Annotated in this window: 19 protein-coding genes; 16 read left to right on the top strand and 3 right to left on the bottom strand. The window is 55.3% G+C overall.

Going from position 1 to position 16,177, the window contains the following annotated elements; all coding sequences use genetic code 11:
- Window positions 1–80 precede the first annotated feature (80 nt).
- From ACOTZP_RS18830 to mdcH, 3 genes are read left to right on the top strand one after another with little or no spacing between them, the layout of a single operon-like run.
- Window positions 81–1,040 carry an AEC family transporter gene (locus ACOTZP_RS18830; RefSeq protein WP_023307100.1) on the top strand — a complete coding sequence of 320 codons (960 nt, stop codon included), beginning with the start codon at window positions 81–83 and terminating at the stop codon, window positions 1,038–1,040.
- A 2-nt stretch (window positions 1,041–1,042) separates the two neighbouring features.
- Window positions 1,043–1,660, top strand: a complete 618-nt coding sequence (locus ACOTZP_RS18835; protein ID WP_271074513.1) for a malonate decarboxylase holo-ACP synthase — start codon at window positions 1,043–1,045, stop codon at window positions 1,658–1,660.
- The gene (gene mdcH / locus ACOTZP_RS18840) at window positions 1,660–2,556 is read left to right on the top strand and encodes a malonate decarboxylase subunit epsilon (RefSeq protein ID WP_154850207.1); all 897 of its coding nucleotides are present in this window, start codon (window positions 1,660–1,662) and stop codon (window positions 2,554–2,556) included. Before ACOTZP_RS18835 ends, mdcH begins: the two co-directional genes overlap by 1 nt.
- Before the next feature lie 86 nt (window positions 2,557–2,642).
- Here the strand turns inward: mdcH and ACOTZP_RS18845 are convergent, their stop codons facing one another.
- Together ACOTZP_RS18845 and ACOTZP_RS18850 are read right to left on the bottom strand one after the other, a co-directional pair.
- On the bottom strand, window positions 2,643–3,575 hold the full coding sequence (locus ACOTZP_RS18845; RefSeq protein ID WP_271075461.1) for a LysR substrate-binding domain-containing protein: 933 nt from the start codon (window positions 3,573–3,575) through the stop codon (window positions 2,643–2,645).
- A gap of 15 nt (window positions 3,576–3,590) precedes the next feature.
- Window positions 3,591–5,495 carry an ABC transporter ATP-binding protein gene (locus tag ACOTZP_RS18850; RefSeq protein ID WP_023298762.1) on the bottom strand — a complete coding sequence of 635 codons (1,905 nt, stop codon included), beginning with the start codon at window positions 5,493–5,495 and terminating at the stop codon, window positions 3,591–3,593.
- 132 nt (window positions 5,496–5,627) lie between these two features.
- On the opposite strand from ACOTZP_RS18850, the gene kefG reads away from it, so the two are divergent.
- The 4 genes from kefG (at window position 5,628) to slyD (ending at window position 8,883) form a co-directional block, all read left to right on the top strand.
- Window positions 5,628–6,179, top strand: a complete 552-nt coding sequence (gene kefG / locus ACOTZP_RS18855; protein WP_003861686.1) for a glutathione-regulated potassium-efflux system ancillary protein KefG — start codon at window positions 5,628–5,630, stop codon at window positions 6,177–6,179.
- Window positions 6,179–7,984: a glutathione-regulated potassium-efflux system protein KefB gene (kefB, locus tag ACOTZP_RS18860; RefSeq protein WP_271075460.1), complete on the top strand. Its 1,806-nt coding sequence runs from the start codon at window positions 6,179–6,181 to the stop codon at window positions 7,982–7,984. Before kefG ends, kefB begins: the two co-directional genes overlap by 1 nt.
- A 13-nt stretch (window positions 7,985–7,997) precedes the next feature.
- Entirely contained in the window at window positions 7,998–8,198 is a 201-nt protein-coding gene (locus tag ACOTZP_RS18865; protein ID WP_022649597.1) for a YheV family putative zinc ribbon protein, read from the top strand.
- Window positions 8,199–8,292: 94 nt separating this feature from the next.
- Window positions 8,293–8,883 (top strand): peptidylprolyl isomerase, encoded by a 591-nt coding sequence (gene slyD / locus ACOTZP_RS18870; RefSeq protein ID WP_003861691.1) that lies wholly within the window; start codon window positions 8,293–8,295, stop codon window positions 8,881–8,883.
- 51 nt (window positions 8,884–8,934) lie between these two features.
- On the opposite strand, the gene ACOTZP_RS18875 is transcribed toward slyD, so the two are convergent.
- Window positions 8,935–9,153 (bottom strand): protein SlyX, encoded by a 219-nt coding sequence (locus ACOTZP_RS18875; RefSeq protein WP_023298761.1) that lies wholly within the window; start codon window positions 9,151–9,153, stop codon window positions 8,935–8,937.
- Window positions 9,154–9,391: 238 nt separating this feature from the next.
- Between ACOTZP_RS18875 and fkpA the strand changes: the two genes are divergently transcribed.
- The 9 genes from fkpA to ACOTZP_RS18920 all read left to right on the top strand — a co-directional run.
- Complete coding sequence (gene fkpA / locus ACOTZP_RS18880) at window positions 9,392–10,210, top strand: FKBP-type peptidyl-prolyl cis-trans isomerase (protein WP_003861695.1); 819 nt, start codon at window positions 9,392–9,394, stop codon at window positions 10,208–10,210.
- Between the two features lie 167 nt (window positions 10,211–10,377).
- Window positions 10,378–11,100, top strand: a complete 723-nt coding sequence (locus tag ACOTZP_RS18885) for a helix-turn-helix transcriptional regulator (protein ID WP_003861697.1) — start codon at window positions 10,378–10,380, stop codon at window positions 11,098–11,100.
- Window positions 11,100–11,486, top strand: a complete 387-nt coding sequence (tusD, locus tag ACOTZP_RS18890; protein WP_003861699.1) for a sulfurtransferase complex subunit TusD — start codon at window positions 11,100–11,102, stop codon at window positions 11,484–11,486. The genes ACOTZP_RS18885 and tusD overlap by 1 nt, the downstream gene beginning before the upstream one ends.
- Entirely contained in the window at window positions 11,486–11,845 is a 360-nt protein-coding gene (gene tusC / locus ACOTZP_RS18895) for a sulfurtransferase complex subunit TusC (protein WP_022649593.1), read from the top strand. The genes tusD and tusC overlap by 1 nt, the downstream gene beginning before the upstream one ends.
- A 7-nt stretch (window positions 11,846–11,852) precedes the next feature.
- The gene (gene tusB / locus ACOTZP_RS18900) at window positions 11,853–12,140 is read left to right on the top strand and encodes a sulfurtransferase complex subunit TusB (RefSeq protein WP_022649592.1); all 288 of its coding nucleotides are present in this window, start codon (window positions 11,853–11,855) and stop codon (window positions 12,138–12,140) included.
- A gap of 124 nt (window positions 12,141–12,264) precedes the next feature.
- Window positions 12,265–12,639 (top strand): 30S ribosomal protein S12, encoded by a 375-nt coding sequence (gene rpsL, locus ACOTZP_RS18905; protein WP_000246815.1) that lies wholly within the window; start codon window positions 12,265–12,267, stop codon window positions 12,637–12,639.
- A 96-nt stretch (window positions 12,640–12,735) separates the two neighbouring features.
- On the top strand, window positions 12,736–13,206 hold the full coding sequence (gene rpsG / locus ACOTZP_RS18910) for a 30S ribosomal protein S7 (RefSeq protein WP_003861706.1): 471 nt from the start codon (window positions 12,736–12,738) through the stop codon (window positions 13,204–13,206).
- A gap of 96 nt (window positions 13,207–13,302) precedes the next feature.
- A complete protein-coding gene (gene fusA / locus ACOTZP_RS18915; protein WP_022649591.1) occupies window positions 13,303–15,417 on the top strand; it encodes an elongation factor G in 2,115 nt (704 codons plus the stop codon).
- Between the two features lie 69 nt (window positions 15,418–15,486).
- On the top strand, window positions 15,487–16,177 hold a 691-nt coding region (locus tag ACOTZP_RS18920), incomplete at its 3' end, for a GTP-binding protein (protein ID WP_232926127.1).

Below are 16,177 nucleotides of genomic sequence, written 5' to 3' on the forward strand. Positions count from 1 at the left end.
GTTGCGTCCACGCGGGAACCTGCATCCTGAAAATAATAAACATCGCGCCAGTGCTTAAACTTTTTTACTACAGGTGATTTATGACTTACGTAATTGTTCATGCTCTTGCACCGATTTTCGTCATCATGCTGCTGGGATTCTGGGCCGGTAAAGCAAAGATGGTCGATAACAAAAATGTTTCCCTGCTGAATATCTTCGTTATGGATTTTGCACTCCCTGCCGCGCTGTTCAGCGCCACCGTGCAAACCCCGTGGACCGGCATTGTGGCGCAGTCGCCGCTGATCCTGGTGCTCACCCTGGCGATGTGGATCACCTATGCGGCCATCTACTTCCTCGCCACCAAAGTCTTTAAAAAATCTCCGCAGGATGCGGCCGTACTGACGCTGACCGTCGCTCTGCCAAACTATGCGGCGCTAGGCCTGCCGATTCTGGGCAGCGTGCTGGGTGAAAGTTCTTCTACTTCACTCTCCGTGGCGGTCTCCATCGCCTGTGGTTCGGTGCTGATGACCCCGTTCTGCCTGCTGATTCTGGAGCGTGAGAAAGCCCGCGCCGAAGGCAATAACTCCGGTTCAACGCTTTCCATGCTGCCGGTGCTGATGTGGCGCTCCATTAAAAAACCGATCGTGATGGGCCCGCTGCTGGGTGTGATCCTGTCCGCTATCGGCATCAAAATGCCAGAGCTGGTACTGGCGGCGATTAAACCTCTGGGACTGTCCGCGACCGCTGCGGCGCTGTTCCTGACCGGGGTGATCCTCTCCGCGCGTAAGCTTCAGATCAACACCATGGTGATCACTTCCACTATCGCCAAGCTGCTGATCCAGCCAGCGATTGCCTGGGGTATCGTTTTAATCTTCGGTCTGCACGGCTCCGTGGCGATCACCGCCATCCTGATGATTGCGCTGTCTGCGGGCTTCTTTGGCGTGGTGTTCGGTAACCGCTTTGGCGTGCAGTCGCCGGATGCTGAAGCCGTGCTGCTGTTGAGCTCCATACTGTGTATCCTGTCGCTGCCGCTGTTTATCTCGCTGACTTCAGGAATGTAATCATGACCACAACATTACGCCCACACGACCTCATCTGGCTTACCGCGCGCGACGCCCTGGAAGGGATTACCGAATCCTGGGTAGACGCGGCCTGGCATACCGGGCTACCGGTAGTGGTGCGGCGTGATGTTGATAATGAAGGCCGTATTCCCGTTGGCGTGCGCGGATTGCGCCGCAACCAGCGGGCGGCCGGATGGGTGAAGCCTGAGAATGTGTTGCGCGTGGTGTCGCCCGAAGAGTTGAGCGTTGCCGCCGACCTGCTGCGTTCGCCGTTTGTCACTCAGCCGCCGGTTCAGGTGGCGCTTCAGCTTGCGCAGCAGTCGTGGCCGTGGACGTGGGGGATAACCGGCAGTACGGGTTACGCGCTGGCGACCGGCATTCCGGTGATCCACGCCGATAGCGATCTCGATCTGCTGATCCGCGCCCCGCGTACCGTTTCCCCTGAGACGTTTACTGACTGGCAGGCTCAGCTCAGCCGTGCGTTGTGCCGGGTGGATACGCAGGTGGACACGCCCGAGGGCGGATTCGCGCTGGCAGAATGGTTACGCGACGGCAAAACGCTGCTAAAAACGCAATGTGGACCGCGCCTGGTAGCGGATCCATGGCACAGGGAGGAGTAATGAAAATACTGTTTACCTTTCCGGGGCAGGGCACACAGCACGAAGGTATGCTGCAAAACCTGCCGGGAACGGAGCTGGAGCAGGCCCGTGCTGTGCTGGGGGCGGAAGTCGATACCCTGGACAGCGCATCCTCGTTAACCCACACCCGTGCGGTTCAGCTTTCACTGCTGATTGCCGGCGTGGCCTGGGCGCGCGAGCTGGAACGTCGCGGCGTGTCGCCGGATATTGTCAGCGGTCTGTCCATTGGCGCTTATCCTGCGGCGGTTATCGCAGGCTCGCTGGACTTTACGGATGCGCTGAAGCTGGTGGCGCTGCGCGGTGATTTGATGGAGCAGGCGTATCCGCACGGCTACGGCCTGACGGCGATTATGGGGTTGACCCTGCCGCAGGTGGAAAACCTGATTCAGGGGTCTGGAACCTATATCGCTAACCTGAACGCCGAAACGCAGATCGTGATTGCCGGAACCGATGACGGTATGGCGCAGGTGGCGGAGCGCGCGCTGGCGAAGGGTGCAAGCAAGGCCAAACGGCTGGCGGTGAGCGTGCCATCGCACTGCGCGCTGCTGGCGGAACCGGCGAAGAAGCTGGCAGCGGCGTTTGAATCGGTCACGCTTTCCCGTCCCCGCTGCGCGTACCTGAGCGGCAGTACCGGACGCGTGCTCTGGCAGCCGGAGAAAATTGCCGACGATCTGGCAATGAACATGGCGCGAACCGTGCGCTGGCAGGAGGCGGTGATTTCCGCTAACGAGCGTGAAGCGCGGCTGGCGATTGAGATGCCGCCGGGAGGCATATTAACCTGCCTGACGCGGCAGGCGGCGTGGGAAGGCGAATCCATTTCGCTGGAGCGCAGCGGGGTGGACGTGGCGGTGCATCTGGCGGGGCGGCTTCGTGCGTGAGTTTTTTTGCCCGGTGGCGGCTGCGCCTTACCGGGCCTACTCCCGGATTGTAGGCCCGGTAAGCGTAGCGCCACCGGGCAATAACATCAGGCACTATCCTGCAAACTTCTGGCATACATCCGCCCTTCGGCGGCCAGCGCGCGCAGGCTCGGATCCTGCTCGCGGTTGCGGGCAAAGACAATCGCGATCAGCTGCTGCATCTGGTACGGCTCCGCCAGCTTCAACAGTTGCACGGAATTCTCGTAGACCTTCTTCATCCTTCCCGGCATCAGCGTAAAGCCGACGCCCGCCTGCACCAGGCTGAGCATCGAGAAAATATCGTTTACCCGCGTCACAATCTCCGGCTCGAAACCGGCAATATGAAACGCTTCCTGAAACCCGGCGTAAGTGGCGAACCCTTCCACGAGGGCGACAAACTTCTGATCTTTATAGTCACGCAGATCGGCGGGACCGCTGGTATTCAGCGTGGCAGAGGCCGGTGCGGCAAGGAAAATATCGTCATGGAACAGGGGCAGCACTTCGAGGCTGTTACGGTCGATATCGCTCTCGGAGATAGAGATTAAAATCGCATCCAGCGAACCCTCATCCAGCATATGGAGCAGGGTTTCGTTCGAGCCCATCGTCAGATCCATCTCCAGATCCGGACGGCGCAGCTTCATGCCCATTATCAGGCGCGGCACGGTTTCCAGCGTCAGCGAGTAAAGCGTACCGACGCGCAACCGTCCCTGGCCGATACCGGCAATCTTGCGCGACTCTTCCAGCCCGCGCTCCATCACCTGCATCACCTCCTGACAATACTCCAGCAGCGTCCATGCGGAGGGGAGGGCAATCAGGTTACGCCCTTTGTGAGCAAAGAGCGGGCAGCGGACGTTCTCTTCGAGGGTATGCAGCGCGCGATGCACGCTGACACCGCTCAGGCCGAGCGTTTCGGCGGTACGTGCGATATTGCCCTTGTCCATGAACGTCATGAAGATGCTGAGCTTACGGAATGTAATCTCGCTCGTGGTATCGAAGCCCATAACCCTCCCGGCGTGTTAGTCGGCTTGCAGCATCGCTTCCAGCTGTTCCTGCGCGTCCAGCCATGCCATTTCGCACTCTTCGAGACTGGATTTGGTTTTCGCCTGCGTTTGCAGACAGTCCGTCAGCTCCGCTTTGCGGCTCTGATCGTACAGTTCGCTGTCGCCCAGCTTCTCTTCGACGGCGGCAAGCGTGGCGTTAAGCTTTTCCATCTCTTTTTCGAGACGGGTAATCTCTTTACGCAGCGGCTGAGTCTGGGTGCGCAGTTCCGCTTCACGGCGCTTCTGGTCTTTACGCGCCTGGGCGCTGTTGGCGTTGTCTTTCGCTGACTCTTCCGGCTGGTTTTCCTGCTTCTGCACGTCCGTCAGCCACTGCTGGTAATCTTCCAGATCGCCGTCGAACGGTTCCACTTTGCCGCCGTGAACCAGATAGAGATCGTCGGTGGTGGAGCGGATCAGGTGGCGATCGTGCGAAACGACAACCAGCGCCCCTTCGAACTCGATCAGCGCTTCGGTCAGCGCCTGACGCATGTCGAGATCGAGGTGGTTGGTCGGTTCATCGAGCAGCAGCAGGTTTGGACGCTGCCAGACGATCAGCGCCAGCACCAGACGCGCTTTTTCGCCGCCGGAGAAACGCGCTGTATTTTCAGTCACCTTATCGCCCTGGAAGCCAAAGCCGCCGAGGTAGTCGCGCAGCTTCTGCTCCATCTCCTGCGGCGCCAGGCGCGCCAGGTGCTGGATCGGCGATTCATCGGCGCGTAAAAATTCCAGCTGATGCTGAGCGAAGTAGCCAAGCTTGATGCCCTTCGCCAGCCCGATTTCGCCGCTGACCGGGTTAAGCTCGCCCGCCAGCAGCTTGATCAGCGTCGATTTACCGGCGCCGTTACGCCCCAGCAGACCGATGCGTGAACCCGGCACCAGGTTGAGCTTGATAGAGTCGAGAATAATGCGATCGCCATAGCCCGCGCTCACTTTTTCCATCTTCAGCAGCGGGTTCGGCAGGCTCTCCGGCTCGCGGAAGCTGAAGTGGAACGGGTTATCCACGTGCGCGGGGGCAATCATCTCCATGCGTTCCAGCATTTTGACGCGGCTCTGCGCCTGCTTGGCTTTTGACGCCTTGGCCTTGAAGCGATCCACAAAGCTTTGCAAGTGCGCCACGCGCTGCTGCTGGCTTTCATACATCGCCTGCTGCTGGGCGAGGCGCGTCGCGCGCTGGCGCTCGAAAGAGCTGTAGTTGCCGGTGTACTCGAACAGGCTTTGCTGTTCGATATGAATGATTTTATCCACCACCGGGTCGAGGAAGTCGCGGTCGTGGGAGATCAGAATCAGAGTGCCCTGATAGCTCTTGAGCCACTTCTCCAGCCAAATAACCGCATCGAGATCGAGGTGGTTGGTCGGTTCATCGAGCAGCAGGAGGTCAGAGCGGCAGATCAGCGCCTGCGCCAGGTTAAGGCGCATACGCCAGCCACCCGAGAAATCGCTCACCGGGCGTTCAAGCTGTTCGTTGCTGAAGCCCAGGCCGTGCAGCAGGCTGGAGGCACGGGAGCGAATGGTCCAGGCGTCGATGGCGTCCAGCTTGCCGTGGACGGTGGCGATGGCGTGGCCGTCGTTGCGTTCGTTGGCGGCGTTGAGCTCCGCTTCGAGCTTGCGGTATTCACGGTCGCCGTCGATAACATAGTCGAGCGCCGGTTCGCTCAGCGCGGGGGTCTCCTGGTTTACCCAGGCGAGCTGCCAGTTGCCCGGGAAGGTAAAGTTCCCGCCATCCGCGCTTATCTCGTTTTTCAGCAGTGCCAGCAGGGTGGATTTACCGCAGCCGTTTTTGCCGACCAGCCCCACTTTCTGGCCCGGGTTGATGGTAGCAGTCGCGTTATCCAGCAGGACGCGCACGCCGCGACGAATTTGTAACGAGGAGAAAACAATCATAGAAGCGCCGTATGTTCCGACTATGTTAATTTGTCATTATGATAATGTAAGGTGTGGGCCAATTTCCCCACCGGGCCGCCATGGTAGCCCAAAACGACAACAATACACAAAAACAGAACCGGGAGGGGAGTGATGTCTCAGACAGCGAAAGTGCTGCTGCTGTATGCCCATCCGGAATCACAGGACTCGGTGGCAAACCGGGTGCTGCTTAAGCCGGCCACACAGCTCAGTAACGTAACGGTGCACGATCTCTACGCGCACTACCCCGATTTCTTTATTGATATTCCTTACGAGCAGGAACTGCTGCGTCAGCACGACGTGATTGTGTTCCAGCATCCGCTTTATACCTATAGCTGTCCGGCGCTGCTGAAAGAGTGGCTGGACCGCGTGCTGAGCCGGGGCTTTTCCAGCGGGGTGGGGGGCAACCAGCTGGCGGGAAAGTACTGGCGGAGTGTCATCACCACCGGTGAGCCGGAAAGCGCTTACCGTCACGACGGGCTGAACCGTTACCCCATGAGCGACATTCTGCGGCCGTTTGAGCTGACGGCGGCGATGTGCCGTATGCACTGGATGAGCCCGATTATTATCTACTGGGCACGGCGGCAGGATCCGAAAGCGCTGGCGAGCCATGCCAGGGCCTATGGCGAATGGCTGGCGTCACCGATTCCGGCGGGAGGACGCTAATGGACGGTTCGAATTTACTCCTCGCCGGGGTGCTGTTTTTGTTTGCCGCCGTCGTCGCGGTCCCCCTTGCCGCGCGTCTCGGCATTGGCGCGGTGCTGGGCTATTTGCTGGCGGGGATAGCCATTGGTCCCTGGGGGCTTGGGTTTATCAGCGATGTGGATGAAATTCTCCACTTCTCCGAGCTGGGCGTGGTGTTCCTGATGTTTATCATCGGGCTTGAGCTTAATCCGTCCAAGCTGTGGCAACTGCGGCAATCTATTTTTGGCGTCGGGGCGGCGCAGGTGTTGCTCAGCGCCGCCATTCTGGCGGGCCTGCTGATGCTGACGCAGTTTTCCTGGCAGGCCGCGGTGATTGGCGGGATCGGTCTTGCGATGTCGTCGACGGCGATGGCGCTTCAGCTGATGCGCGACAAAGGGATGAACCGCAACGAGGCGGGGCAACTGGGCTTTTCGGTGCTGCTGTTCCAGGATTTAGCGGTGATCCCGGCGCTGGCGCTGGTGCCGCTGCTGGCAGGCTCCGGAGACGATCATTTCGACTGGATGAAGATCTCCATGAAGGTGCTGGCCTTCGCGGGGATGCTGATCGGCGGACGGTTTTTACTGCGTCCAGTGTTCCGATTTATTGCGACATCCGGCGTACGCGAGGTCTTCACCGCCGCAACGCTGCTGCTGGTGCTTGGTTCAGCGCTGTTTATGGATGCGCTGGGGCTGTCGATGGCGCTCGGGACGTTTATCGCCGGGGTGCTGCTTGCGGAAAGCGAGTACCGCCACGAGCTGGAGACCGCCATCGATCCGTTTAAGGGACTGCTGTTAGGGCTGTTCTTTATCTCGGTGGGTATGGCGCTTAATCTTGGCGTGCTCTATACCCATCTGCTGTGGGTTATTGCGAGTGTCGCCGTGCTGGTGGCGGTCAAAACGCTGGTGCTGTATCTCCTCGCGCGGATTTACGGGCTGCGCAGCTCGGAAAGGATGCAGTTTTCCAGCGTGTTAAGTCAGGGCGGAGAGTTTGCGTTTGTGCTGTTTTCCACTGCGTCGTCTCAGAAGCTGTTCAAAGATGACCAGATGGCGCTGCTGCTGGTGACGGTCACGCTGTCGATGATGACCACGCCGCTGCTGATGAAGCTGGTGGACAAACTGCTGTCGCGCCGTCTTAATCCCGCAGACGATGAAGACGAAGCGCCGTGGGTGGAAGATGATAAACCGCAGGTGATCGTCGTGGGCTTTGGCCGCTTCGGACAGGTGATTGGTCGCCTGTTGATGGCAAATAAAATGCGCATTACGGTGCTGGAGCGCGATATCAGCGCCGTCAACCTGATGCGCAAATATGGTTATAAGGTGTACTACGGGGATGCGACGCAGCTTGAGCTGTTGCGCTCGGCGGGCGCAGAGGCTGCGGAGTCCATCGTCATCACCTGTAACGATCCGGAAGACACAATGAAGCTGGTGGAGCTGTGCCAGCAGCATTTCCCGCATCTGCATATTCTGGCGCGTGCGCGCGGACGTGTTGAGGCTCACGAACTTTTGCAGGCGGGTGTGAAACACTTCTCCCGCGAAACCTTCTCCAGCGCGCTGGAGCTGGGGCGCAAGGCGCTGGTTTCGCTGGGTATGCATCCTCACCAGGCGCAACGCGCCCAGATGCATTTCCGCCGGCTGGATATGCGAATGCTGCGTGAACTGATGCCTGTGCACAGCGACACGGCGCAGATCTCCCGCGTGCGGGAAGCGCGTCGCGAACTGGAGGAGATCTTCCAGCGTGAGATGCAACAGGAACGACGCCAGCTCGACGGCTGGGATGAATTTGAATAAAGGGTAACGAAAGATGGCTTTACGTAAACGCTTTATCGCGGGCGCAAAATGCCCGTCTTGCCAGGCGCAAGATACGCTGGCCATGTGGCGGGAGAATAATATCGATATTGTTGAATGTGTTAAGTGCGGTCACCAGATGCGTGAGGCCGACAAAGAAGCCCGCGATCACGTTCGCAAAGAAGAGCAAGTGATCGGCATTTTTCATCCAGACTAGCGATATGCTCTGAGTTTTTTTAAGCTTAAGGGTACACGGGTGCAGAATTCCGCTACAATCTGCGCCAGCAATTTTCCCACGCTCAGGAGATATCATGAAAGTAGCAAAAGACCTGGTGGTCAGCCTGGCCTATCAGGTACGTACAGAAGACGGTGTGTTGGTTGATGAGTCTCCGGTGAGTGCGCCGCTGGACTACCTGCATGGTCACGGTTCCCTGATTTCCGGCCTGGAAACGGCGCTGGAAGGTCATGAAGTTGGCGACAAATTCGACGTTGCTGTCGGCGCGAACGACGCTTACGGTCAGTATGATGACAACCTGGTTCAGCGCGTTCCTAAAGACGTGTTCATGGGCGTTGACGAGTTGCAGGTTGGCATGCGCTTCCTGGCTGAAACTGACCAGGGTCCGGTTCCGGTTGAAATCACAGAAGTTGAAGACGACCACGTTGTGGTTGACGGCAACCACATGCTGGCTGGTCAGAACCTGAAGTTCAACGTAGAAGTTGTTGCTATCCGTGAAGCGACCGAAGAAGAGCTGGCTCATGGCCACGTTCATGGTGCGCACGGTCACGACCATGACCACGATCACGGCCACGACGGCTGCTGCGGTGGTCACGGCCACGATCATGGTCATGACCACGGCCACGGTAAAGGTGGTTGCGGTAACGGCGGCTGCGGCTGCCACTGATTCCGTACTGCGGAAAATAAAAAAGCGGGATAATCCCGCTTTTTTTACGCCTCAATAATGAGGTGGTGGCGTCTCTTCAGCCTGAGAGGCGATGTGCGACGACTGCGTTGCCTTCACTTTTTCAGTGAGAAGTCGCATCAAATCGCGCATTTTTGCCATTTCAAGCTCATGAGCCGTCACGGTCTGGTTCAGTTCTTCGATGGTGATGTCCTGAAAAGCCAGGCGGCTTTCCAGCTCAGCCAGTCTCGCTTCGATCGTTGTATCCTTCATCATTCACCTCGTTTATCTCTCATGCGCCATAATGGACCAGCGGCGGCGAAGTTTATCTGACTTTTTCCTTAAGTACAGTATCCATCTCCCTGACAAGAAACTTATTTAAACAAAAATAGTCTGAAAAGAAGCGACATTCGGGGGAGTCTGTCTGTAGATTTCTTCCACAACGTTTTATAGTACGTCACTCATTTACGTTTAACACTGGGGTGAGAGACCTCAGGTCCTGGAGATATGGATGAAATCACTGTTTAAAGTTACGCTGCTGGCGACCACTATGGCTGTAGCGCTCAATGCGCCGCTGTCTTTCGCTGCTGATACTGCTGCGAAGCCTGCTGCGACTACAGACAGCAAAGCGGCATTCAAGAATGACGACCAGAAATCCGCCTACGCACTTGGCGCGTCTCTGGGCCGTTACATGGAAAACTCTCTGAAAGAACAAGAGAAACTGGGCATCAAACTGGACAAAAACCAGCTGATCGCAGGGGTTCAGGATGCGTTCGCAGACAAGAGCAAACTGTCTGACCAGGAAATCGAGCAGACTCTGCAAGCGTTTGAAGCGCGCGTGAAAGGCGCCGCTCAGACCAAGATGGAAGCAGACGCTAAAGATAACGAAGCGAAAGGCAAAGCCTACCGCGATAAGTTCGCTAAAGAGAAAGGCGTTAAAACGTCTTCTACTGGCCTGATCTATAAAGTTGAGAAAGAAGGTACCGGCGACGCGCCTAAAGACAGCGACACCGTTGTAGTTAACTACAAAGGTACGCTGATCGACGGTAAAGAGTTCGATAACTCTTATACTCGCGGTGAGCCTCTCTCCTTCCGTCTGGACGGTGTGATCCCGGGCTGGACCGAAGGCCTGAAGAACATCAAGAAAGGCGGTAAAATCAAGCTGGTCATCCCACCGGATCTGGCTTACGGCAAAACCGGCGTTCCGGGTATCCCGGCTAACTCTACGCTGGTATTTGATGTAGAACTGCTGGACATCAAACCGGCGCCGAAAGCGGATGCGAAAACAGACGCACCGGCTGACGACAAAGCCGCAGCAGCTAAGAAGTAATGCTGAAAAAAACCGCCGCCTTTACAGGCGGCGGTTTTTTTATTGTGGGGCAGATATAATTAACACTGGAAAGCGTTATACACGCTGTATTAATTTAGTTGTCCGTGTAGATAATGAGCCTGCCCTGAAAACCTAACGACAGGCTCCTGAAAAGGAGTGTTTTTTTCATGTCCAGGTCGCTTTTAACCAACGAAACCAGTGAACTTGATTTGCTGGATCAACGTCCATTTGACCAGACCGACTTCGATATTCTGAAATCCTACGAAGCGGTAGTGGACGGGTTAGCGATGCTCATTGGTTCCCACTGCGAAATCGTATTGCATTCCCTGCAAGATCTTAAGTGTTCCGCTATCCGCATTGCGAATGGTGAGCACACTGGCCGTAAAATTGGTTCGCCAATCACCGACCTTGCATTGCGTATGTTGCATGACATGACCGGCGCGGACAGCAGCGTCTCAAAATGCTATTTCACCCGCGCCAAAAGCGGCGTGCTGATGAAATCAGAAACGATCGCGATTCGAAACCGCGAACACCGGGTGATCGGTTTGCTGTGCATCAACATGAACCTTGATGTGCCATTCTCGCAAATCATGAGCACTTTCATTCCGCCAGAAACGCCGGACGTGGGCTCATCGGTGAACTTTGCCTCTTCTGTTGAGGATCTCGTGACACAGACGCTGGAGTTCACCATTGAAGAGGTGAATGCCGATCGCAACGTATCCAACAACGCCAAGAATCGTCAGATCGTCCTGAACCTCTATGAGAAAGGGATTTTTGATATCAAAGATGCCATCAACCAGGTGGCCGATCGCCTGAATATCTCCAAACACACGGTTTACCTCTATATTCGCCAGTTCAAAAGCGGCGACTTCCTGGGGCAAGACAAGTAATGCGTTTTGCGTTAATGGTGACGGGCCCGGCGTACGGTACCCAGCAGGCCAGCAGCGCGCTACAGTTTGCCCATGCGCTGCTTGATGCCGGTCATGAACTGGCAAGCGTCTTCTTCTATCGTGAAGGGGTCTATAACGCGAACCAGTTTACGTCCCCGGCGAGCGATGAGTTTGACCTTGTGCGCGCCTGGCAAAAATTAAACGAAACGCAGGGCGTCGACCTGCATATCTGCGTCGCGGCGGCACTGCGTCGCGGCGTGACGGATGCGACTGAAGCCGAACGCCTTGGTCTGGCAGGGGCTAACCTGCAACCGGGCTTTTCGCTCAGCGGATTAGGCGCATTAGCACAGGCGGCGTTGACCTGCGACAGGGTGGTGCAATTTTGATGAAGCGCGTAGCGTTTGTTTTTACTTCTGCCCCGCATGGCAGCGCTTCAGGCCGGGAAGGGCTGGATGCATTGCTCGCGACCTCGGCTTTAACCGAAGATATTGGCGTCTTCTTTTTAGGCGATGGCGTATTCCAGCTTCTGGCAGGCCAACAACCGCAGGCCATTCTTGCGCGCGACTACATTGCGACCTTTAAAGTTCTGCCGCTCTATGACATTGAAACCTTCTATGTGTGCGCCGACTCGCTGGCCGCTCGTGGGTTAAATGAGAAAATACCGGTCGTGCTGGACGTGACGATCCTGACATCTTCTGCGCTGCGCGAACAACTTTCTCACTACGATACCGTTCTGACTTTCTGAGGCTATCATGCTCCATACCCTGAGCCGTTCACCGTGGCAATGCGATATCGACACGTTACTGAGCATGCTGCGCGAAGGCGATGATCTGCTGCTGATTCAGGATGGCGTGCTCGCGGCGCTTGATGGCAGCCGTTTTGTTGAAATCCTCGCTAATGCCCCCATAACAGTCTCTGCGCTTAAAGAGGATCTGGATGCGCGGGGTCTTTCTGGTCAAATTTCAGCCAAAATTGACGTGGTTGGCTATACTGATTTCGTCAATCTTACTGTGACGCACGCCAGTCAAATGAACTGGTGATTTGAGATCGCTGTATATTTCTTGACACCTTTTCGACGTAGCCCTAAAATTTCGCGTCCTCATATTGTATGAGGTCGTTTTATTACGTGTTTACGAAGCAAAAGCTAAAACCAGGAGCTATTTAATGGCAACAGTTAACCAGCTGGTACGCAAACCACGTGCACGCAAAGTTGCAAAAAGCAACGTGCCTGCGCTGGAAGCCTGCCCGCAGAAACGTGGCGTATGTACTCGTGTATATACCACCACTCCTAAAAAACCAAACTCCGCACTGCGTAAAGTATGCCGTGTGCGTTTGACTAACGGTTTCGAAGTGACTTCCTACATCGGTGGTGAAGGTCACAACCTTCAGGAGCACTCCGTGATCCTGATCCGTGGCGGTCGTGTTAAAGACCTTCCGGGTGTTCGTTACCACACCGTTCGTGGTGCGCTGGACTGCTCAGGTGTTAAAGACCGTAAGCAGGCTCGCTCCAAGTACGGCGTGAAGCGTCCTAAGGCTTAATGGTTCTCCGTTAAGTAAGGCCAAACTGATTTATCTTAATGTCAAACTAAACTCGTAGAGTTTTGGACAATCCTGAATTAACAACGGAGTAATCCCATGCCACGTCGTCGCGTCATTGGTCAGCGTAAAATTCTTCCAGATCCGAAATTCGGATCAGAACTGCTGGCAAAATTTGTAAATATCCTGATGGTAGATGGTAAAAAATCTACTGCAGAAGCAATCGTATACAGCGCGCTGGAGACCCTGGCTCAGCGTTCTGGTAAAAATGAACTGGAAGCTTTCGAAGTCGCTCTCGACAACGTGCGCCCGACTGTAGAAGTTAAGTCTCGCCGCGTTGGTGGTTCTACTTATCAGGTTCCAGTTGAAGTTCGTCCGGTTCGTCGTAATGCTCTGGCAATGCGTTGGATCGTTGAAGCTGCTCGTAAACGCGGTGATAAATCCATGGCTCTGCGTCTGGCGAACGAACTTTCTGATGCTGCAGAAAACAAAGGTACTGCAGTTAAGAAACGTGAAGACGTTCACCGTATGGCAGAAGCCAACAAGGCGTTCGCACACTACCGTTGGTAATCCCTTCGGAGTCGTAGTCACCAGGCGGGCGCTTCAGAGAAGCCGCCCGCTCTGGGTAACTTAACTGAACGCCTAAAGATATAAACGAGGAATCAAATGGCTCGTACAACACCCATCGCACGCTACCGTAACATCGGTATCAGTGCGCACATCGACGCCGGTAAAACCACTACTACCGAACGTATTCTGTTCTACACCGGTGTAAACCATAAAATCGGTGAAGTTCATGACGGCGCAGCCACCATGGACTGGATGGAACAGGAGCAGGAGCGTGGTATTACTATCACCTCCGCAGCGACTACTGCTTTCTGGTCAGGTATGGCTAAGCAGTACGAACCGCATCGCGTAAACATCATCGACACCCCAGGGCACGTTGACTTCACCATCGAAGTAGAACGTTCCATGCGTGTTCTTGACGGCGCGGTAATGGTTTATTGCGCAGTTGGTGGTGTTCAGCCACAGTCTGAAACCGTATGGCGTCAGGCTAACAAATATAAAGTTCCACGCATCGCGTTCGTTAACAAAATGGACCGTATGGGTGCTAACTTCCTGAAAGTTGTTGGCCAGATCAAAACCCGTCTGGGCGCGAACCCTGTTCCGCTTCAGCTGGCAATTGGTGCTGAAGAAGGCTTCACCGGTGTTATCGACCTGGTGAAAATGAAAGCCATCAACTGGAACGAAGCAGATGCGGGCGTTACCTTCGAATACGAAGATATCCCGGCAGAGATGCAGGACCTGGCTGACGAATGGCACCAGAACCTGATCGAATCCGCAGCAGAAGCTTCTGAAGAGCTGATGGAGAAATACCTGGGTGGTGAAGAACTGACTGAGCAAGAGATCAAATCTGCTCTGCGTCAGCGTGTTCTGAACAACGAAATCATCCTGGTAACCTGTGGTTCTGCGTTCAAGAACAAAGGTGTTCAGGCAATGCTGGATGCGGTAGTTGACTACCTGCCATCCCCGGTTGACGTTCCTGCGATCAACGGCATCCTGGACGACGGTAAAGATACTCCGGCTGAGCGTCACGCAAGTGATGACGAGCCGTTCTCTGCGCTGGCGTTCAAAATTGCTACCGACCCATTCGTGGGTAACCTGACCTTCTTCCGCGTTTACTCTGGTGTGGTTAACTCCGGTGACACCATCCTGAACTCCGTGAAATCGGCGCGTGAACGTTTTGGCCGTATCGTACAGATGCACGCTAACAAACGTGAAGAGATCAAAGAAGTTCGTGCGGGCGACATCGCTGCTGCTATCGGTCTGAAAGACGTGACTACTGGTGACACCCTGTGTGACCCGGATCACCCGATCATTCTGGAGCGTATGGAATTCCCTGAGCCGGTAATCTCCATCGCGGTTGAACCAAAAACCAAAGCTGACCAGGAAAAAATGGGTCTGGCTCTGGGCCGTCTGGCGAAAGAAGACCCATCATTCCGCGTATGGACTGATGAAGAATCTAACCAGACCATCATCGCTGGTATGGGTGAACTGCACCTGGACATCATCGTTGACCGTATGAAGCGTGAATTCAACGTTGAAGCGAACGTGGGTAAACCTCAGGTTGCTTACCGCGAAGCGATTCGCGCGAAAGTTACCGATGTTGAAGGTAAACACGCTAAGCAGTCTGGTGGTCGCGGTCAGTACGGTCACGTTGTGATCGACATGTACCCACTGGAGCCGGGCTCTAACCCTAAAGGTTACGAGTTCATCAACGACATCAAAGGTGGTGTGATTCCTGGCGAATACATCCCTGCCGTTGATAAAGGCATCCAGGAGCAGCTGAAAGCTGGTCCTCTGGCTGGTTACCCGGTTGTAGACATGGGTGTTCGTCTGCACTTCGGTTCTTACCACGACGTTGACTCCTCTGAACTGGCGTTTAAACTGGCTGCGTCTATTGCCTTTAAAGAAGGCTTTAAGAAAGCAAAACCAGTTCTGCTTGAGCCAATCATGAAGGTTGAAGTAGAAACTCCGGAAGAGAACACCGGTGACGTTATCGGTGACTTGAGCCGTCGTCGCGGTATGCTGCGTGGTCAGGAATCCGAAGTAACTGGCGTTAAGATCCACGCTGAAGTTCCGCTGTCTGAAATGTTCGGATATGCAACTCAGCTGCGTTCTCTGACCAAAGGTCGTGCATCATACACTATGGAATTCCTGAAGTATGATGATGCGCCGAACAACGTTGCTCAGGCCGTTATCGAAGCCCGTGGTAAGTAATCCACAGGATTAAAACCTAAGTCCCGTGCTCTCTCCGAAGGGGAGAGCACTATAGTAAGGAATATAGCCGTGTCTAAAGAAAAATTTGAACGTACAAAACCGCACGTCAACGTTGGTACTATCGGCCACGTTGACCATGGTAAAACTACCCTGACTGCTGCAATCACTACCGTACTGGCTAAAACCTACGGCGGTGCTGCTCGTGCTTTCGACCAGATCGATAACGCACCAGAAGAAAAAGCTCGTGGTATCACCATCAACACTTCTCACGTTGAGTATGACACCCCGACTCGCCACTACGCACACGTAGACTGCCCAGGCCACGCCGACTATGTTAAAAACATGATCACCGGTGCTGCGCAGATGGACGGCGCGATCCTGGTTGTTGCTGCGACTGACGGCCCTATGCCTCAGACTCGTGAGCACATCCTGCTGGGTCGTCAGGTAGGCGTTCCTTTCATCATCGTGTTCCTGAACAAATGCGACATGGTTGATGACGAAGAGCTGCTGGAACTGGTTGAGATGGAAGTTCGTGAACTGCTGTCTCAGTACGATTTCCCAGGCGACGATACCCCAATCGTTCGTGGTTCCGCGCTGAAAGCGCTGGAAGGCGAAGCAGAGTGGGAAGAGAAAATCATCGAACTGGCTGGCTACCTGGATTCTTACATCCCAGAACCAGAGCGTGCGATTGACAAGCCATTCCTGCTGCCAATCGAAGACGTATTCTCCATCTCCGGTCGTGGTACCGTTGTTACCGGTC

This window comes from Enterobacter cloacae complex sp. SYL001 (assembly GCF_049237025.1).
GTDB lineage: Bacteria > Pseudomonadota > Gammaproteobacteria > Enterobacterales > Enterobacteriaceae > Enterobacter > Enterobacter intestinihominis.